Origin of the sequence: Nocardioides marmorisolisilvae (genome assembly GCF_003725775.1) — a bacterium.
In the GTDB taxonomy this organism is placed as follows: Bacteria; Actinomycetota; Actinomycetes; order Propionibacteriales; family Nocardioidaceae; genus Marmoricola; species Marmoricola marmorisolisilvae.
In genome coordinates this window covers 77,549-95,945 of sequence record NZ_RJSG01000006.1, presented here as the reverse complement: position 1 = coordinate 95,945, position 18,397 = coordinate 77,549, and the positions used below count along the sequence as shown (strand labels likewise).

Sequence of the window (18,397 nt, the reverse complement as noted above, 5' to 3'; positions counted from 1 at the left end):
CCGAGGAAACCCACTCAGACTCCTTGAGTCGTGCTTGGTGTTGCGGTCAGTTTCGTGCGGGGCGGAACCGGGTCGTACCCGCCTGCAGCCCAGGGGTGGCAGCGCCCGATCCGGCGTACCGCGAGCCAGCTGCCCTTGATCGCGCCGTGCTCCGTCACCGCTTCGAGCGCGTACGCCGAGCAGGTCGGGTGGTACCGACAGACCTGCCCGTAGAGCGGGCTGATCGCGAACCGGTACGCCTTCAGCAGGGCGATGAGGAGATATTTCATGGTCGATCCAGACAACGATCGAGCTCGCCGGCAAGATCCCGGGAGGTGGCGCCGGCCGCAGCGGGCAGCGCCCGGAGGACGAGCATGCTGCCGCTCGGGAGCGTGTGGATCCGCTCCCTCATCAGGTGGCGTAGTCGTCGCTTCACGCGGTTCCGCGTCACTGCCGGGCCCACCGACTTGGCGACGACGAACCCCACCTTCACGGGGGCACTTATCGCTTTGTCGACATTTGGCACCATGAGGTGCGCGACCACCAGCTGTCCACCGGACCGGCGACCCCGCCGGACCACGTGCCGAAAGTCTTCAGCAGCGGTCAGGCGGTTGCTCGAGGGAAGCACACCAGGCGCCGGCCTCAGACAGCGAGGCTGTTGCGGCCCTTGCGACGGCGGGCGGACAGGATCGCGCGACCCGCACGGGTGCGCATCCGCAGGCGGAAACCGTGCACCTTGTGACGGCGGCGGTTGTTCGGCTGGTACGTACGCTTGCTCACGAATATCTCCACGGAGTTTTGTTGGGACGTGTCCACACCGGGTCGCACGACGCAGAACGCCGCCAGGAGCCACCATCACGCTGGCCAACTGGCACCGCCTGCCCGCGCGACAGGCTCTGGGAGGAGCCCGGTCGTGGACATGCGGCACCGGTCGAACCGGTTTCGACCTGCCAACGGTACGCGTCGGCTCCACGCAGGGTCAATTCGCCAGCAGCTGAGCGGGTTCAGAACCGCAAAAGAGCCGATCTTGCACGCTCTGATCCCGCGGAAGGCGCCGACACGCCGTGCAAAGTTCAAAACCTGTGGACAACAGTTGATCCACAGGCGTCCCAGTTGTTAGCGTCCGGGCACCGACCCACCTGAGAAAGCGGACAAGCTGGCTCAATCTGGAACTCGCGCACCCTGCACAACCTGTGGACAAAGGTGTGGATCGGACAACCAGGACGAGGAGAGCGCGAGGCACACGTGGATTCAGCAGCAGGAAACAACGGTTCCAACGGCCGCGAACTGGACTTTCTCTGGCCCGCCATCCTCGACAGCCTCGCTCCCAACCAGCGCGTCTGGCTCGCCTCCAGCAAGCCGGTGATGCTCGCCGAGTCGACAGCCGTCATCGCGGTCCCGAACGAGTTCACCCGCACCCAGCTCGAGGGCCGGCTGCGAACCCGTCTCGAGGACGCGCTGAGCGACAGCCTCAACCGACCGATCCGCATCGCGGTCACCGTCGACGACAGCCTGGCTCCCGCCGAGACCGTTCCTGGTGACCCGTCGACCGACCTCGGTGCAGGTGAGGACGACGGCCTCGTCGACTCCCTCTCCGACAGCGCTGACGACGACCTGGACCTCGAATCCACGCTCAAAACACAGTCACAAAGCGCTACATCTCCAAATACCCAAAGTGCTTTGTCGACAAATATCCAGGGTGGCGCCTCGCTGACGACGGGCATCCCCGACAGCCCGCTGAACCCGCGGTACACCTTCGAGACCTTCGTCATCGGATCGTCGAACCGGTTCGCCCACGCAGCCGCGGTCGCCGTCGCCGAGGCACCGGGCAAGGCGTACAACCCGCTGCTGGTCTACGGCGACTCGGGACTCGGGAAGACCCACCTGCTGCACGCGATCGGCCACTACGTGCGCAGCCTCTACACCGGCGCCAAGATCCGGTACGTCTCCTCCGAGGCGTTCACCAATGACGTCATCAACGCGATCAAGGACGCGAACACTGCTGCGCTCCAGCGCCGGTACCGCGACGTCGACGTTCTCCTGATCGACGACATCCAGTTCCTCGAGGGCAAGCAGCAGACGCAGGAGGAGTTCTTCCACACCTTCAACACGCTGCACAACGCCAACAAGCAGATCGTCATCAGCTCCGACCGCCCGCCGAAGCGCCTCACCCAGCTGGAGGACCGCCTGCGCAACCGGTTCGAGTGGGGCCTGCTCACCGACGTGCAGCCGCCGGACCTCGAGACCCGGATCGCGATCCTCCGCAAGAAGGCCGCCGCCGACCGCCTGCACGCACCGGCCGACGTCCTGGAGTTCATCGCCAGCCGCATCCAGACCAACATCCGTGAGCTGGAGGGCGCGCTCATCCGGGTGACCGCGTTCGCGAGCATCAACCACCAGGAGGTCGACATGACCCTGGCTGAGATCGTGCTCAAGGACCTCATCCCCGAGGGTGGCGAGCCCCAGGTCACCGCCGGCCTGATCATCGCCCAGACCGCGTCGTACCACTCCTTCAGCATCGAGGACCTGTGCGGCCCGAGTCGTACGCGCGCCCTGGTCACCGCTCGCCAGATCGCGATGTACCTGTGCCGCGAGCTCACCGACCTGTCGCTGCCGAAGATCGGCCAGCAGTTCGGCGGCCGCGACCACACCACGGTCATGAACGCCGAACGCCGCATCCGCAAGGACCTCGCCGAGCGCCAGACGGTCTACAAGACGGTCAACGAGCTCACGATGCGGATCAAGCAGCAGGCCAAGCAGGCCTGAGCACGCGCCGACGGCCTGTGGTTCCCGACAGGAATTGTCGTGGACTTCCTGGGGATCGCGTGTGGAGAAGCGGTCACCGTCCTGCACATCCCGCCGGCCGAACCACAGGAACCTGTGATTTCGCCACCACGAGTCCACAGCACCTGGGGACGCTCAAACTGTCGGTGACCTGCGGTTTCATGAGTTCTCCACAGGATCCACCGGCCCTACTACTACGACTAGATCTTCAATTGGTCCCTTCGCCGAACAACAACCGGAACCATGCGTCCATGGGGACAACCTGTATCTCCGGCTCCCGCTCGCCGCGTGGGCGTGGCAGGATTCCCAATCCCGAGGCACGAGTCCTCACGACTCGCGGCAGATCCCGCAGGAGGCAACACCCGTGAAGTTCCGCGTTGAGCGCGATGTGCTCGCCGACGCCGTCGCCTGGACGGCCCGTGCCCTCCCCCTGCGCCCGAGTGCCCCGGTCCTCGCCGGCCTGCTGATCGAAGCCGGTCCGTTCGACGGCGCTGACGGCCTCCAGCTGTCGACCTTCGACTACGAGACCTCCGCCCGGGCCACCCTGAACGCCGACGTCTCGGTCGAGGGTCGCGCCCTGGTGTCCGGTCGGCTGCTCGCCGACATCTGCCGCAGCCTGCCGAACAAGCCGGTCGAGATGTCGATCGACGGCCCGAAGGTCACCCTGACCTGTGGTTCGGCGAGGTTCAGCCTGCAGACGATGCCGGTCGAGGACTACCCGACCCTTCCCGCGATGCCCGAGGCTCGCGGTCGGGTGAAGAGCGAGCTCTTCGCCCACGCCGTCGGCCAGGCGGTCACCGCCGCCGGTCGCGACGACATGCTGCCGGTGCTCACCGGCGTGCGCCTCGAGCTGGACGGCAGCGCCATCTCGATGCTCGCCACCGACCGCTTCCGTCTCTCCCAGCGCGAGCTGGAGTGGGACCCGTCGACGCCGGACCTCTCGGCGGCGGCCCTGGTTCCCGCGAAGGTGCTGGCCGACACCGCCAAGTCGCTTACCGGCGGTTCGGAGATCTCGATCGCCCTGTCCGCCTCGGGGACCGGTGAGGGGATCATCGGTTTCGAGGGTTCTGCGGGCGGCGGCGTACGGCGCACCACCACCCGTCTCCTCGACGGCGAGTTCCCGAAGGTGCGCTCGCTGTTCCCCAGCGAGCACCTGACGCTGGCCCGGGTCGACCGCGCCGTGCTGATCGATGCGGTCAAGCGCGTCGCCCTGGTCGCCGAGCGGAACACCGCGGTGCAGATGGCCTTCGGCGACGGCGTCCTCACCCTCGACGCCGGGTCCGGCGAGGAGGCGATGGCGAGCGAGTCGATCGAGGCCGTCATCTTCGGCGACGACCTGACCACCGGCTTCAACCCGCAATTCCTGCTCGACGGTCTCGGTGCCTTGGAGACCCCGTTCGTGGAGCTGGCCTTCACGACGGCTGCCAAACCCGTCGTACTCTCGGGAGTGGACTCGCTCGACGGCGACAGCGCGTCGGTCGACTCCGACTTCAAGTACCTGCTGATGCCGCGCCGCCTCCTCTCCTGACGGCCGGTCCAACCGGAAAGGGCAGCCGCGCATGCACCTCGGACTCGTCGGACTCGGGAAGATGGGCGGCAACATGCGCACGCGGTTGCGCAACGGCGGCCACACCGTCGTCGGCTACGACCGGAACCCCGAGGTCTCGGACGCCGAGTCGCTGGCTGCGATGGTCGAGCAGCTGCCCAGCCCGAAGGTCGTCTGGGTGATGGTGCCGGCGGGCGACATCACCGACGCCGTGGTCTCCGAGCTCTCAGGTCTGCTCGGCGAGGGTGACCTCATCGTCGACGGAGGCAACTCGCGGTGGACCGAGGACCTGCGGCACGCGGCCCAGCTCGCCGAGAAGAAGATCGGCTTCGTCGACTGCGGAGTCTCCGGTGGCGTCTGGGGCCTGGACAACGGCTACGCGCTGATGGCCGGCGGCAGTACCGAGGACATCGCGAAGGTGCAGCCGGCGTTCGACACCCTCAAGCCCGCGGGTGACTTCGGCTGGGTGCACGCCGGCAAGGTCGGCGCGGGTCACTTCTCGAAGATGGTTCACAACGGCATCGAGTACGCGATCATGCAGGCGTACGCCGAGGGCTGGGAGCTGCTCGAGACCGTCGACATGGTCGACAACGTCACCGAGGTCTTCCGCTCCTGGCGCGAAGGCACCGTGATCCGGTCCTGGTTGCTCGACCTGCTGGTGGCTGCGCTCGAGGAATCCCCAGCCCTGGAAGGGATTCGTGGCTACGCCGACGATTCCGGCGAGGGTCGCTGGACCGTCGAAGCCGGCATCGACAACGCCGTCGCAACTCCCGCGATCACGGCTGCCCTGTACGCGCGTTTCGTCTCCCGCCAGGAGGACAGCCCGGCGATGAAGGCCGTCGCTGCCATGCGCAACCAGTTCGGTGGCCACGCCCTGCACACCGAACCACCTGCGGGCGGGGACGCCAACCCCTGATGGACGCGAAGCCCTGATGTACGTCGACCACCTGTCGTTGCACGACTTCCGTTCCTACCCGACGCTCGAGGTCGAGATCGGACCGGGCGTCACCGCGTTCGTGGGACGCAACGGCCAGGGGAAGACGAACCTCGTCGAGGCGATCGACTACCTCTCCAGCCTGTCCTCGCACCGGGTCGCGGCCGACGCCCCGTTGGTGCGTCAGGGCGCGAGCCAGGCCGTGGTCCGTGCTGCAGTGATCCGCGACGAGCGCCGCGCGGTGCTCGAGATCGAGATCAACCCGGGCAAGTCCAACCGCGCCCGGATCAACAAGTCCCCGCTGCCCAAGGCCAAGGAGCTGCTCGGCCTGGTGCGGACGGTCGTCTTCTCCCCCGAGGACCTCGACCTGGTCAAGGGCGACCCGTCGGAGCGCCGCCGCTTCGCCGACGACCTGCTCGTCCAGATCGCGCCCCGCTTCGCGGGGACCCGTGCGGACTACGAGCGGGTGCTGAAGCAGCGCAACTCACTCCTGAAGTCGGCCCGGGCCAATCGGCGCGGGCGGCGCGAGGACGAGAACCTGCTCTCGACCCTGGCGGTCTGGGACGCGCGCCTCGCGGAGCTCGGCGCGGAGATCATGCGCCGCAGGATCGAGCTGGTCGACGACCTGACCCCGCTGGTGGGCAAGGCCTACGAAGCGGTGGCCCGCGGCGCGAAGCGCGACGACGCGGTCCTGCAGTACCGGCCCAGCTTCCAGGTCGGCGAGGGTGCCGCACTCGAGGCCGCGATCCTCGCCGAGCTGGAGCGCCGGCGACCCGACGAGCTCGACCGCGCCCTCACCCTGGTCGGCCCGCACCGCGACGACATCCTGCTCTCGCTCGGCGACCTGCCGGTCAAGGGCTACGCCAGCCACGGGGAGTCCTGGTCGTTCGCCCTGGCTCTGCGGCTGGCGTCGTACGACCTGCTCCGTGCGGGAGGCGACGACCCGGTGCTGATCCTCGACGACGTCTTCGCCGAGCTGGACAGCGGTCGTCGCTCGCAGCTCGCCGACCTTGTCGCCGATGCTGAGCAGGTGCTCATCACCGCTGCCGTTCCCGAGGACATCCCGGAGCAGCTGCACGGGCGGCGGTTCACCGTCGCGGGCGGGGAGGTGACTCTCGATGAGTGACCCCGAGGAGCCGAAGGCCGAGGAGCAGCCTCACGACGAGAGCGGTCTCGACCTGGCCAAGAGCATCGCCCGCGGCCTTGCCGGCAAGACCGGGGCGCTGCGCCGCAAGGGCCGGAAGCCACCGCCGGTGCTGCCCCGCTCGAGCTCGGCGCACCCGGACGACCGCGACCCGCAGACCCTCGACGCGACGCTGGGACGGTTCGTGACCGAGCAGGGCTGGCAGACCGAGGTCCGGGTGCACGGCGTGTTCACCCGGTGGCCGGTCATCGTCGGGCCCGAGGTCGCCGACCACGTCACGCCGGAGTCCTTCGCTGACGGCCGGCTGGTCGTGCGCACCGATTCGACGGCCTGGGCGACCCAGATGAAGCTGCTTGCGGCGAACGTCGTACGCCGTCTCAACGACGAGCTCGGGGACGGCACCATCGAGGTCATCGACGTGCTCGGACCGCACGTTCCGAAGTGGACCCAGGGGCGCTTCCGGGTCAAGGGCCGCGGCCCCCGCGACACCTACGGATAGGCCCGGGTGCAGCCGACGCGCAGGACGCATCCACAGGCGATCTGACGGCCTCTCGCCCGTACAGGACCTCATCCGGACCCCTGAAATGGGACTGAAAGGGCCTTCTGGGGCCTCTCGCGGCCATTTTTCGGTCGGGATCCCCCCGTTCCGCGGGGCGTACCCGTGATTTGAGGGCCCTGACGGGTAGACTGAGCCTCGGTCGTCCCAGCTGCGAGGACACGCGCAGCGGCGGCCGTTTCTGCGTCGTAGACATCAAGTGAAGAGGAAGCCGTGGCGGACGAGAACAGCAACGGGACCACTGTCGAAGAAGGCAACTACGACGCCAGCGCCATCCAGGTCCTCGAGGGGCTCGAGGCCGTCCGGAAGCGCCCCGGCATGTACATCGGTTCCACCGGTGAGCGCGGCCTGCACCACCTCGTGTGGGAGATCGTGGACAACGCGGTCGACGAGTCGCTCGCCGGCTACTGCGACACCGTGAAGGTCTCCCTGAACGCCGACGGGTCGGTCACCGTCTCCGACAACGGTCGCGGGATCCCGACCGACACCGCCCCGGGCCAGGAGCTGCCGGCCGCGACGCTCGCGCTGACCGTCCTGCACGCCGGCGGGAAGTTCGGCGGTGGCGGCTACAAGGTCTCCGGTGGTCTGCACGGCGTCGGCTCGTCGGTCGTGAACGCGCTCTCCACCAAGCTGCGCCTGGAGGTGAAGAACCGGGGCTTCCTGTGGGAGCAGGAGTTCTCGCTCGGTGACCCCGACTACGACCTGCGCCAGGTCCGCCCGCTCGAGGACGGCGAGCGCACCGGTACGACGGTCACCTGGTGGGCCTCGGAGGACATCTTCGAGACGACCGACTACACCCTGGAGACGATCTCCACCCGGTTCCGCGAGATGGCCTTCCTGAACAAGGGCCTGCGCATCGAGCTGACCGACGCCCGGCCGAAGGCCGAGGAGCTCGCCGACGCCGTCGACGAGGACCTCGACGTCGAGGGCGAGGGCATCGCCGAGGCTGCCTCCGAGATCCACGCGACCGACATCGACGGGCACCGGGCGCTCGAGCAGGTCTTCCAGTACGAGCGCGGTCTCGCCGACTACGTCGACTTCCTGAACCGGCGCCGCACGCCGGTCAGCGCGATCATCGCGGCCGAGGCCGAGACCCCGGCAGACGCCCCGAACCCGATGAGCCTCGAGATCGCGATGCAGTGGCAGTCGACCTCGTACAACGAGTCGGTGCACACCTTCGCGAACACGATCAACACCCCTGAGGGCGGCACCCACGAGGAGGGCTTCCGCGCGGCGCTCACCTCGCTGATGAACAAGGCCGGCGAGGACTGGGGCCTGATCAAGAAGAAGGAGGACCGCCTCACCGGTGACGACATCCGTGAGGGCCTCACCGCGATCATCAGCCTGAAGATCTCGAACCCGCAGTTCGAGGGTCAGACCAAGGCCAAGCTCGGCAACACCGAGGCCAAGGGCTTCGTGCAGTCGGTCGTCAACGACCAGCTCGGTGCCTGGCTCGAGCAGAACCCGAACGAGGGCAAGGACATCATCCGCAAGGCCCTCTCGGCGGCGTCCGCCCGGATCGCCGCGCGCAAGGCGCGCGACCTGGCCCGCAACCGCAAGGGTCTGCTGGGTGGCGGTGGCCTCCCGGGCAAGCTGTCGGACTGCCAGTCGACGAACCCGGAGGAGTGCGAGGTCTTCATCGTCGAGGGTGACTCGGCCGGTGGTTCCGCCCGCCAGGGCCGCGACCCACGGATCCAGGCGATCCTGCCGATCCGCGGCAAGATCCTGAACGTCGAGAAGGCGCGCATCGACAAGGTGCTGCAGAACACCGAGGTGCAGGCGATCATCTCCGCACTCGGGACCGGCATCCACGAAGAGTTCGACATCGAGAAGCTGCGCTACCACAAGGTCGTGCTGATGGCCGACGCCGACGTCGACGGCCACCACATCAACACCCTGCTGCTCACGCTGCTGTTCCGGTTCATGAAGCCCTTGATCGAGCAGGGCTACGTCTACATGGCGCAGCCGCCGCTGTACCGGATCCGCTGGAACAACCCGGCCGAGCACGAGTTCGTCTACTCCGACGCCGAGCGCGACGTGATGATCACCGACGGCCAGGCACAGGGCAAGAAGCTGCCCAAGGAGAACCCGGTCCAGCGCTACAAGGGTCTCGGTGAGATGAACGCCGAGGAGCTGTGGGAGACCACGATGAACCCGGACGCGCGGCTGATGCTCCAGGTGACCCTGGACGACGCCGCCCAGGCCGACGAGATCTTCTCCACCCTCATGGGTGAGGACGTCGAGCAGCGACGCAGCTTCATCCAGCGGAATGCAAAGGACGTGCGGTTCCTGGACATCTAGTCCCGCGAGCCCACTCCCCTGCGAACGAAGGTAAGAACAGATGACTGAGACCCCGACCAACCTCGGCGACGGAACCGGCGGCGGCGGCCGGATCGAGCCGATCGAGCTGCAGACCTCGATGCAGCGCGCCTACATCGACTACGCGATGGCGGTCATCGTCGGCCGCGCGCTGCCGGACGTGCGCGACGGTCTGAAGCCCGTGCACCGCCGGGTGCTCTACGCGATGTTCGACGGCGGCTACCGCCCCGACCGCGGTTTCTCCAAGTGCTCGCGCGTCGTCGGTGACGTCATGGGTCAGTACCACCCGCACGGTGACACCGCGATCTACGACACCCTGGTCCGCCTCGCGCAGCCGTGGGTGATGCGCGCTCCGCTGATCCACGGCCAGGGCAACTTCGGTTCCGCCGGCAACGACTCCGCCGCCGCGATGCGGTACACCGAGTGCCGGATGGCGCCGCTGGCGCTGGAGATGGTCCGGGACATCGGCGAGGAGACCGTCGACTTCCAGCCCAACTACGACGGCCGTTCCCAGGAGCCCACCGTCCTGCCGGCGCGGTACCCGAACCTGCTCGTCAACGGTTCGGCCGGCATCGCGGTCGGCATGGCCACCAACATCCCGCCGCACAACCTCCGCGAGGTCGCCGAGGGTGCCCAGTGGGCGCTGGAGCACCCGGACGCGACCCGCGAAGAGCTGCAGGACGCGCTGATCGAGCGCATCAAGGGACCGGACTTCCCGAACGGTGCGCTGATCGTCGGGCGCAACGGCATCGAGCAGGCCTACCGCACCGGCCGCGGCTCGATCACCCAGCGCGCGGTCATCGAGATCGACGAGGACAACAAGGGCCGCACCTGCCTGTCGATCACCGAGCTGCCCTACATGGTCAACCCGGACAACCTCGCGCTGAAGATCGCCGAGCTCGCCGACTCCGGTCGGGTTCAGGGCATCGCCGACGTGCGCGACGACTCCTCGGGTCGCACCGGCCAGCGCCTGGTCGTGGTACTCAAGCGCGACGCTGTCGCGCGCGTGGTGCTCAACAACCTGCTCAAGCACACCGAGCTGCAGACCAACTTCAGCGCCAACATGCTGGCCCTGGTCGACGGCGTCCCGCGGACGCTCACGATCGACCAGTTCATCAGCAACTGGGTCACCCACCAGGTCGAGGTCATCCAGCGGCGGACCCGCTACCGCCTGGCCGAGGCCGAGAAGCGCGCCCACATCCTGCGCGGACTGGTCAAGGCGCTCGACATGCTCGACGAGGTGATCGCCCTGATCCGGCGCTCGCCCGAGGTCGACGACGCTCGCCAGGGCCTCATCGAGCTGCTCGAGATCGACGAGATCCAGGCCAACGCGATCCTGGACATGCAGCTGCGTCGTCTCGCCGCCCTGGAGCGTCAGAAGATCATCGACAACCTGGCCGAGATCGAGCTCGAGATCGCCGACCTCAACGACATCCTCGCCAACGAGTCTCGGCAGCGGTCGATCATCGGCGAGGAGCTCGCCGAGATCGTGGAGAAGTTCGGCGACGACCGGCGCACGCAGTTCATGGCTGCCGACGGCGACCTGTCGATGGAGGACCTGATCCCGGACGAGGAGCTGGTCGTCTCCATCACCCGCGGTGGCTACGCCAAGCGGACCCGCGCCGACCAGTACCGCTCGCAGAAGCGCGGCGGCAAGGGCGTGCGCGGGGCGACCCTGCGTGGTGACGACGTGGTCGACCACTTCATCGCCACCTCGAACCACCACTGGCTGCTGTTCTTCACCACGGCCGGCCGGGTCTACCGCACCAAGGCGTACAACCTCCCCGAGGCGTCGCGCGACGCCAAGGGCGGGCACGTCGCCGGACTGCTCTCGTTCCAGCCGGACGAGAACATCGCGCAGGTGCTGGCGATCCGCGACTACGAGCAGGCGCCCTACCTGGTGCTCGCCACCAAGAACGGTCTGGTCAAGAAGACCAAGCTCGGTGACTACAACAGCCCGCGCCAGGCCGGCGTCATCGCGATCAACTTCCGCGACGAGGACGACGAGCTGATCGGCGCCGAGCTGGTCAGCGAGAACGACGACATCCTGCTCGTCTCCCGCAAGGGTCAGGCGATCCGCTTCACCGCGGACGACAGCCAGCTGCGGCCGATGGGCCGGGCGACCTCGGGCGTCACCGGGATGAAGTTCCGCGACGGCGACTCGATGCTCTCGATGTCGGTGATCCGCGCCGACGAGGTGGCGGTCGAGGACGTCGAGGAGGGCGAGGACGTCAAGATCCAGTACGTCTTCACCATCACCGACGGCGGCTTCGCCAAGCGCACCCGGATCGCGGAGTACCGCACCCAGGGTCGTGGCGGACTCGGCATCAAGGCGATGGCACTGGCCAACGAGGACCGCGGCGGCCTGGTCGGCGCGTTCATCGTGACCGACGGCGACGAGGTCCTCTCGATCACCTCGGGCGGCCAGGTCGTGCGCAGCCCCATCGACGCGAACTTCCGGGCCACCGGTCGCTCGACGATGGGCGTGAAGTTCGTGACGCCGAAGAACGGCGACTCGGTCGCCGTGGTGGCGCGCAGCGTCGAGAAGGCCATCGAGGACGAGGACGCCGAGGCGGGCGAGGAGGGTGTCGCCGAGGTCGAGGGTGTCGAGCCGGTTGCCTCGGATGAGAGGATCAACGAAACCGCGACTGACGAGCCCGCGGACGGACCGGAGGACGAGAGCTGATGGCAGACACCCGCAGCCCGCTGTCGTCCCAGTTCCGACCCTCGGCGGAACCGGGGGGCTCACGCCCGGGCGGCCCCGCCGACGGCGGTCCGCGACAGGTGCGCCAGGCGCGACTGCGGCTGGTGCAGATCGAGCCCTGGTCGGTGATGAAGGCGGCGTTCCTGCTCTCGGTTGCGATCGCGATCGTGACCGTGGTGGCCGTCGGCATCGTCTGGGGCGTGCTCGGTGCCGCCGGCCTCTGGGACTCGGTGAACTCGATCGTGCAGGACTCGATCGGCGACAACTCCAGCACTCCGTTCGAGATCCAGAAGTACCTCGGCACCTCGCGGGTGCTCGGTTTCACGATGATCGTGGCGGTGGCCGACATCGTCCTGATCACCGCGATCGCCACGCTCGGCGCATTCCTCTACAACCTCGCGGCCACGCTGGTCGGCGGGGTGGAAGTGACGTTCGCCGAGGACAAGTGAGTCCGGCGTTATCCCGTTTTGTTCGCCCCGTCGGGCATGGGGTAATCTTCGTCGTCGGTCACGCAGCCAGCTGCTGATCAACCCGGGCCTATAGCTCAGACGGTTAGAGCGCTTCCCTGATAAGGAAGAGGTCAGAGGTTCAAGTCCTCTTAGGCCCACTCAATCCCACCATGGAGGTCGGAATGAAGAAGTTGCTGTTCGTGGCAGTCGCTGCCGTCGCCGGGATCTTCGTCAAGAAGAAGATCGACGAAGGTCGTAACGAGCAGGCGCTCTGGCAGCAGGCCACCGACCCGGTCGACAAGGCCTGATCCACCTCCACCCGGGGGCCTTGGCGCAATTGGTAGCGCACCTGCTTTGCAAGCAGGGGGTTAGGGGTTCGAGTCCCCTAGGCTCCACCACGTCTTCACGAAGGCGCCCGTCCGCGGGCGCCCTTCGCAATTGGTGACAGAAACGCACTTCGTCCGGTTCACTAGGACTTGGGGTGGGATCCGCTGAAATGAGGATCTTCATGGCCGAACGCCCCCGACGCACTGCCGTCGCCTCCCTCGGCCTGCTCCTGACCATCGGCTTCCTGGTCGGAACCGGTACGCCGTCCGCGAGCGCCGGACCGTCCGCCGAGCGGTGCAAGCGACCGTCGCACAGCTTCGTCCCCGCGCGCGCCGAGATCCCGGCGATCGGGCGCACGGTCAAGGTCATCCAGGTCGAGCGGGAGTCCAGCGGCCAGATCGGCGCGGGCCCGGTGACCGAAGCGGGCAAGTGGCTGATGTCGATGGATCCGAAGACGAAGCCGGGCGGTCGCCAGGGCAGCATCCTGCTCTCGGGGCACACCTGGCCGGACGGCTCGGCGCTCGGCAACGCGATGCTCGACAACCTCTGGGCCGGCAACGGCATCGTGCTCTACACCGGCAACACCCGGGCCTGCTACCGGATCAACAAGCGCGAGAGCTACCCCGTCGACGACGTACCGCGCCGGATCTTCCGGACGACCGGGTACGAGGAGGTCGTCATCGTGGCGTGCTCCGGCAAGCGTCTCGGTCCGGGGAACTGGACGAGACGGACGCTCTGGTACGCCACCCCGTGGGTCCCCGAGGCGCCGACGCCCCCGAGCACCCCGCCGCCGAGCAACCCGACACCGCCGCCCTGCCTGCTGTGCGGGATCCTCAAGCTCTGACCCGGATCCTGGAACCACTGGCGAACTAGAACAAGTTCTAGGTACCGTCGCGCATGAGCACTGCGCAGATCGGCAAGGGGCAGTCGCTGCTGCGCGTCGCCATCGCCTACCTGGTCGCGTTCGGCGCTGGCGCGGCCTGGCTGTACCTCGGCCCCGGTACCGACCACCTCTGGCTGGACGGTCTGATCGCGGACCTGGTCGCCACCGCGGTGGTCTTCATCGCCAGCCGGCTGCACGGGAACTCGAGCTTCTACGACGCCTACTGGAGCGTGCTGCCCCCGCTGCTGGTCGTCTACTGGTGGAGTGAGGGCGGGCTGGACACCGGCGACCTGCGTCCGTGGCTGGTCCTCGGGGTCATCGTGTTCTGGGCGGTGCGGCTGACCGGCAACTGGATCTACGCCTTCCCGGGCCTGCACCACGAGGACTGGCGCTACCCGATGCTCCGCGAGAAGGCGGGCAAGGCCGAGGCGCTCGTCGACCTGATGGGCATCCACGTCTTCCCCACGCTCCAGGTCTTTCTCGCCCTGGTGCCGGCGTACGTCGCGGTGACCTGGGTCGGGCGCGACGTCGGGTGGCTGGACTGGGTCGCCGTTCTCGTCGGTGTCGCCTCGGTGGTGCTCTCGTTCGCGGCCGACCTGCAGATGTACCGGTTCGCCCGGGTGCGCCAGCCCGGTCAGGCGATGGACTCCGGTCTGTGGTCCTGGTCGCGGCACCCCAACTACTTCGGGGAGTTCGGGTTCTGGCTCTCCCTCGCCCTGTTCGGGATCGCGACCGCGCCGGGCGACTGGTGGTGGCTCGTCCTCGGCGCAGTCGGGATCGTCGCGATGTTCCAAGGCGCCAGCATCCCGATGATGGAGCAGCGCAGCCTGGAGCGCCGGCCCGAGTACCAGGCGGTCATCGACCGGGTGGGCAGGTTCGTGCCGCGCCCGCCGAAGAGGGCCCGCGCGTGAGCAAGCCACGGGTTCTCATCGCCGGGCTCGGCGACACCGGTCTGCTGACCGCCATCCACCTGGCGAAGAACGCCGACGTCGTCGGGGTCTCCGCGAAGCCCGGCCTGGTCAGCGGTCAGGAGCTCGGCCTGCGGCTCGCAAAGCCGGCGGAGTGGGTACGGGACTACTGGATCTCCTTCGACCGCTACCGCCAGCTCGACCGGGTCCGCATCCTGCACGGGACGCTGGTCGGACTGGACGCGAATGCCAAGCGGGTCACCGTGCGCCACCCGGACGGGGGCCAGAGCGCCGAACCGTACGACGCCCTGGTGATCTCGACCGGGGTGAGCAACGGATTCTGGCGCCGCCCGGACCTGCAGACGATCGACGAGGTCGACGCCGGACTGCGCGCGGCCCATGAGCGTCTCGCCGCCGCCGGATCGGTGATCGTCATCGGGGGCGGTGCGGCCGCGGTCAGTGCCGCGCTGAACGTGGCGACGGCGTGGCCGGACAAGCAGGTCGACCTGTACTACCCCGGCGAACGCGCGCTCCCGCAGCACCACGGCAAGGTCTGGGGCGTGCTCGAGAAGCGCCTGCGCGAACGGGGCGTCGGCCTGCACCCGGGGCACCGCGCAGTCGTTCCTGACGGGTTCGCGTGCGACGACATCACCGCCGATCCGGTGAGCTGGAGCACCGGACAGCCGGACGAGAAGGCCGACGCGGTGCTGTGGACGATCGGCAAGGTGCGGCCCAACACCGCGTGGCTGCCGGCGGAGCTCCTCGACGAGGACGGCTTCGTGAAGGTGGACCAGCACCTCCAGGTCGAGGGCCGCCCCGGGGTCTTCGCGATCGGCGACGTGGCGGCGAGCGACCCACTGCGGAACTCGGCACGGAGCCGGGCCGACCACCTGCTCGCGCACAACGTGCTCGCATCACTGAACGGGGGACGGCTGAAGACCTTCAAACCCGCGCGGCGACGGTGGGGCTCGGTGGTGGGCGCGCAGCAGGATGCGCTGGAGGTGTTCGCGCCGAACGGGTCGTCGTTCAAGCTGCGGCCCTGGTCCAAGCTCCAGCCGCTGGTGGTCAGGATGGCCATCTACAAGGGGATCCGGCGTTCCTGAGGCGTCACTGCGGAGCCGGATCACCGAGGGTGAAGTCGGCGAAGTCGAAGCCCGGCACCACCACGCAGCTGACCAGGACGGCCTCGTCGACCGGACGCGCAGCCTGCCAAGCGCTACCGGGGACCAGCAGCTGCGGTTGCTCCCCGCCGGAGATGTCCGAACCGAGCCGGTGCTCGTCGTACGAGGCAGGAGAGTCACCGACGAACAGTCGCAGCGGACCGCCGCGGTGGTGGAACCACAGCTCGTCGGACGTCACCCGGTGCCAGGCAGAGGACTCGCCCGGCAGCAGCAGGAAGTAGATCGCGGTGCCCAGCGATCGCTGGCCCTCGGGGCGTTCGACGCCGTCGGCGTGGCGGTAGGTCTCGGCGTACCAGCCGCCCTCGGGGTGGGGCTGGAGGTCGAGGTCCGCAGCCCAGTCGGGGAGGTTGATCATGCTTCTCCTAGGCGGTTGCGTCGAGGACCCACGGCAGGCCGAGCTCGAGGAGCACGGAGTCAGCAGTAGCGAAGGCATGTCCTTCGATCTGCGCCTGGGCGAGGAGCATTCGGTCGAACGGGTCGTGCCCGTCCAGTGCAGGCACGGCGCGCAGTCCGGCGGCGTGCTTCTCGGTGAAGGCGAGAGGTTGGATTCCTTGCTCGTGGACGAGCCGTGGGAAGTCGGGCGGAACGACCAGCTTGCGGCGGCGGCTCTTCATCTCGAGCTCCACGTAGCTGATGGCCGAGGCGAGAACCGAGTCGGCGCGACGGATGGAGTCCGTTGCCCGCGCTCCGATGCGCCGCTGTCCGGTGACGATCCAGAGAAGGACGTGCGTGTCGAGCAGGATCACCGCTCGGGCTCCAGCTCGTCGTTGAACATCGCGGCGATCTCGGCGTCGGCCTCGGGTGTGAACATGTCCTCGTCGTACTCGACCAGACCTTTCAGGCCGCCGAACACGATCTCGACCCTCGGTGTCACCGGCTTCAGCTCGGCGACCGGCTTCCCGGCCCTGGCGATCACGATCGTCTCCCCCTGTTCGACCCGCTCGAGCAGCCGCGACAGGTGGGTCTTCGCCGCGTGGATGTTCACGACCTCGGTCATGCACCCAGGATACGACTTAGTCCGACTTAGTCCACAAGGTTGTCCCCAGGGTGTGGAAACTGCCGTGGAAACCTAGAACCTGTTCTACTTTCTGGGGTAGCGTCCAGCCATGACTGAAGCCACCGAGCCCCGCGTCGTCGTCATCACCGGAGCCGCCTCCGGCATCGGGTACGCCACCGCCGAGCTGTTCCGCGACCTGGGGGACACCGTCTACGGCCTCGACATCCGCGACACCGCGCCCGAGGGCGTCACCTATGTCGAGTGCAACGTCGGCAGTCGTGAGTCGGTGAAGGCCGCGATCACCGGGATCGGTGAGGCCGAGGGCAAGATCGACGTGCTGGCCAACGTCGCCGGCATCGTCCAGTTCGGTCGCTTCGACACCATCACCGACGACGAGTGGGACCGGATCCACGCGGTCGACCTCAAGGGTCCGTTCATGGTGATGCAGGAGGCACTGCCCTACCTGCGCAAGACCCGTGGCGCGAACATCGTCAACGTCTCCTCGGTCGCCGGCCGGGTTCCGCAGGGCTACACCGTCGGCTACTCGGCGGCCAAGGGGGGCCTGACCCAGATGACCCGGTCGCTGGCCCTCGAGCTCGCCCCGGAGCGCATCCGCGTCAACGCGGTCTGCCCCGGAACCGTGGACACCCCGATCGTGTCCGAGGTCGCCGAGAAGTACCCGGACGACCTCGACCCCCGCGTCGCGGACCGGCTCATGATGATGCTGCCCGGCCGCGCGATCTCGCCGGCCGAGCTCGGGGCCTCGATCGTCTACCTCGCCTCGCCCGCCGCCCGGATGATCACCGGGTGCGTGCTGGCGCACGACGGCGGCATGAGCTGACGTTCCGTCAGTTGGTGACGTCCTTCAGGGCGTCGAACTCGGCAGCGTCGTGAGCGCAGAACATCGTCACGACCTCCGAGGAGCCTGACCCGGGACCGTGCTCGGCGTGCAGGGAGCGCAAGCGGTCGGCGTTCTCGTGCCGCGCCTTCTTGTCCATCTGCACGAGGTTCTGGAACATCGTCAGACCCGACGGGCAGGTCGGCGGCGTGTTCTTCTCGCCGGTGTTGAAGTAGGCGTCGCCGGCGTGCAGGAACCAGCCGCCCGACGGTCGACGTACGGCGACCGCGCAGTGCCCGCGGGTGTGACCGCGCGTCGGCACCAGCAGCACGTCCTCGTCGATCGCGGCGACGGAGTCGAAGCCGAGCCAGGAGTCGCCCTCGACCGAGTGCTCGACCCAGGTCGGGTTGTGCGCCCACTGCGCCTGGATGTAGCGGTTCTTCTCGCGCAGCGCCTTGCTGGCACGGGCCGCGGCGAGCTCGTCGGAGAAGACGTGGACCTTCGCGTCCGGGAAGTCGCCCAGACCGCCGGCGTGGTCCAGGTCGAGGTGCGTCACCACGATGTCGGTGACGTCGCCCGCCTTGTAGCCGAGCGCCTCGAGCTGGTGCAGCGCGGTACTCGCCGGGTCGAGATCCAGGCCCATCAGGCCGATGAAGGCCTTGCCCATCCGCCGCTGCGCCAGGTCCGCGGTCCCGAAGCCGGTGTCGACCAGGGTGATGCCGTCGGCCCGCTCCACGACGAGGCTGTGGGCCACCATCCGGTCGGGGGTCATCGAGCCCGGAGCCCGGGGAGACATGGTCGCTGCGCTGAGGTGCCGAATCAGGGAGGTCACGCGTGGCATCGTCGCA

General features: G+C 68.2%; 20 protein-coding genes and 2 tRNA genes. 15 read left to right on the top strand and 7 right to left on the bottom strand.

Annotation, left to right across the window (positions count from 1 at the left end):
• Nucleotides 1-14: 14 nt before the first annotated feature.
• From yidD to rpmH, 3 genes are read right to left on the bottom strand one after another with little or no spacing between them, the layout of a single operon-like run.
• Nucleotides 15-269 (bottom strand): membrane protein insertion efficiency factor YidD, encoded by a 255-nt coding sequence (gene yidD / locus EFL95_RS18445; RefSeq protein ID WP_221176504.1) that lies wholly within the window; start codon nt 267-269, stop codon nt 15-17.
• Nucleotides 266-607: a ribonuclease P protein component gene (gene rnpA / locus EFL95_RS18440; protein WP_123235582.1), complete on the bottom strand. Its 342-nt coding sequence runs from the start codon at nt 605-607 to the stop codon at nt 266-268. The genes yidD and rnpA overlap by 4 nt, the downstream gene beginning before the upstream one ends.
• 14 nt (nt 608-621) lie before the next feature.
• Nucleotides 622-759 (bottom strand): 50S ribosomal protein L34, encoded by a 138-nt coding sequence (rpmH, locus tag EFL95_RS18435; protein ID WP_110180841.1) that lies wholly within the window; start codon nt 757-759, stop codon nt 622-624.
• Between the two features lie 465 nt (nt 760-1,224).
• On the opposite strand from rpmH, the gene dnaA reads away from it, so the two are divergent.
• The 14 genes from dnaA (at nt 1,225) to EFL95_RS18370 (ending at nt 15,636) form a co-directional block, all read left to right on the top strand.
• Nucleotides 1,225-2,745 carry a chromosomal replication initiator protein DnaA gene (dnaA, locus tag EFL95_RS18430; RefSeq protein ID WP_425463976.1) on the top strand — a complete coding sequence of 507 codons (1,521 nt, stop codon included), beginning with the start codon at nt 1,225-1,227 and terminating at the stop codon, nt 2,743-2,745.
• A 382-nt stretch (nt 2,746-3,127) separates the two neighbouring features.
• On the top strand, nt 3,128-4,291 hold the full coding sequence (gene dnaN, locus EFL95_RS18425) for a DNA polymerase III subunit beta (RefSeq protein ID WP_123235581.1): 1,164 nt from the start codon (nt 3,128-3,130) through the stop codon (nt 4,289-4,291).
• A gap of 31 nt (nt 4,292-4,322) precedes the next feature.
• A complete protein-coding gene (gene gnd, locus EFL95_RS18420; protein WP_123235580.1) occupies nt 4,323-5,225 on the top strand; it encodes a phosphogluconate dehydrogenase (NAD(+)-dependent, decarboxylating) in 903 nt (300 codons plus the stop codon).
• A 16-nt stretch (nt 5,226-5,241) separates the two neighbouring features.
• Nucleotides 5,242-6,369, top strand: a complete 1,128-nt coding sequence (gene recF / locus EFL95_RS18415; RefSeq protein ID WP_123235578.1) for a DNA replication/repair protein RecF — start codon at nt 5,242-5,244, stop codon at nt 6,367-6,369.
• Nucleotides 6,362-6,886 (top strand): DciA family protein, encoded by a 525-nt coding sequence (locus tag EFL95_RS18410; RefSeq protein ID WP_123235577.1) that lies wholly within the window; start codon nt 6,362-6,364, stop codon nt 6,884-6,886. Before recF ends, EFL95_RS18410 begins: the two co-directional genes overlap by 8 nt.
• A 270-nt stretch (nt 6,887-7,156) precedes the next feature.
• Nucleotides 7,157-9,244, top strand: a complete 2,088-nt coding sequence (gyrB, locus tag EFL95_RS18405; RefSeq protein ID WP_123235576.1) for a DNA topoisomerase (ATP-hydrolyzing) subunit B — start codon at nt 7,157-7,159, stop codon at nt 9,242-9,244.
• A 40-nt stretch (nt 9,245-9,284) separates the two neighbouring features.
• A complete protein-coding gene (gene gyrA, locus EFL95_RS18400) occupies nt 9,285-11,948 on the top strand; it encodes a DNA gyrase subunit A (protein ID WP_123235575.1) in 2,664 nt (887 codons plus the stop codon).
• Nucleotides 11,948-12,415, top strand: coding sequence for a DUF3566 domain-containing protein (locus EFL95_RS18395; protein ID WP_123235574.1), 468 nt, complete (start codon nt 11,948-11,950; stop codon nt 12,413-12,415). The genes gyrA and EFL95_RS18395 overlap by 1 nt, the downstream gene beginning before the upstream one ends.
• An 84-nt stretch (nt 12,416-12,499) precedes the next feature.
• A tRNA-Ile gene (locus EFL95_RS18390) sits at nt 12,500-12,573 on the top strand.
• A gap of 24 nt (nt 12,574-12,597) precedes the next feature.
• A complete protein-coding gene (locus tag EFL95_RS19780; RefSeq protein WP_221176503.1) occupies nt 12,598-12,723 on the top strand; it encodes a DLW-39 family protein in 126 nt (41 codons plus the stop codon).
• 14 nt (nt 12,724-12,737) lie between these two features.
• A tRNA-Ala gene (locus EFL95_RS18385) sits at nt 12,738-12,813 on the top strand.
• Nucleotides 12,814-12,923: 110 nt separating this feature from the next.
• Nucleotides 12,924-13,586: a class F sortase gene (locus EFL95_RS18380; RefSeq protein WP_183407265.1), complete on the top strand. Its 663-nt coding sequence runs from the start codon at nt 12,924-12,926 to the stop codon at nt 13,584-13,586.
• 53 nt (nt 13,587-13,639) lie between these two features.
• Nucleotides 13,640-14,536: a DUF1295 domain-containing protein gene (locus EFL95_RS18375; RefSeq protein WP_123235572.1), complete on the top strand. Its 897-nt coding sequence runs from the start codon at nt 13,640-13,642 to the stop codon at nt 14,534-14,536.
• Nucleotides 14,533-15,636 (top strand): FAD-dependent oxidoreductase, encoded by a 1,104-nt coding sequence (locus tag EFL95_RS18370; RefSeq protein WP_123235571.1) that lies wholly within the window; start codon nt 14,533-14,535, stop codon nt 15,634-15,636. The genes EFL95_RS18375 and EFL95_RS18370 overlap by 4 nt, the downstream gene beginning before the upstream one ends.
• A 4-nt stretch (nt 15,637-15,640) precedes the next feature.
• Here the strand turns inward: EFL95_RS18370 and EFL95_RS18365 are convergent, their stop codons facing one another.
• From EFL95_RS18365 to EFL95_RS18355, 3 genes are read right to left on the bottom strand one after another with little or no spacing between them, the layout of a single operon-like run.
• Nucleotides 15,641-16,069, bottom strand: coding sequence for a cupin domain-containing protein (locus EFL95_RS18365; protein ID WP_123235570.1), 429 nt, complete (start codon nt 16,067-16,069; stop codon nt 15,641-15,643).
• A gap of 7 nt (nt 16,070-16,076) precedes the next feature.
• Nucleotides 16,077-16,460 (bottom strand): type II toxin-antitoxin system VapC family toxin, encoded by a 384-nt coding sequence (locus EFL95_RS18360; RefSeq protein WP_123235569.1) that lies wholly within the window; start codon nt 16,458-16,460, stop codon nt 16,077-16,079.
• Nucleotides 16,457-16,711 carry a type II toxin-antitoxin system Phd/YefM family antitoxin gene (locus tag EFL95_RS18355; RefSeq protein ID WP_123235568.1) on the bottom strand — a complete coding sequence of 85 codons (255 nt, stop codon included), beginning with the start codon at nt 16,709-16,711 and terminating at the stop codon, nt 16,457-16,459. The genes EFL95_RS18360 and EFL95_RS18355 overlap by 4 nt, the downstream gene beginning before the upstream one ends.
• A gap of 109 nt (nt 16,712-16,820) precedes the next feature.
• Here EFL95_RS18355 and EFL95_RS18350 point away from each other — a divergent pair, with 109 nt between their 5' ends.
• Nucleotides 16,821-17,552, top strand: a complete 732-nt coding sequence (locus EFL95_RS18350; protein WP_123235567.1) for an SDR family NAD(P)-dependent oxidoreductase — start codon at nt 16,821-16,823, stop codon at nt 17,550-17,552.
• A gap of 7 nt (nt 17,553-17,559) precedes the next feature.
• On the opposite strand, the gene EFL95_RS18345 is transcribed toward EFL95_RS18350, so the two are convergent.
• Nucleotides 17,560-18,381 carry an MBL fold metallo-hydrolase gene (locus EFL95_RS18345; RefSeq protein WP_183407264.1) on the bottom strand — a complete coding sequence of 274 codons (822 nt, stop codon included), beginning with the start codon at nt 18,379-18,381 and terminating at the stop codon, nt 17,560-17,562.
• Nucleotides 18,382-18,397: the final 16 nt, after the last annotated feature.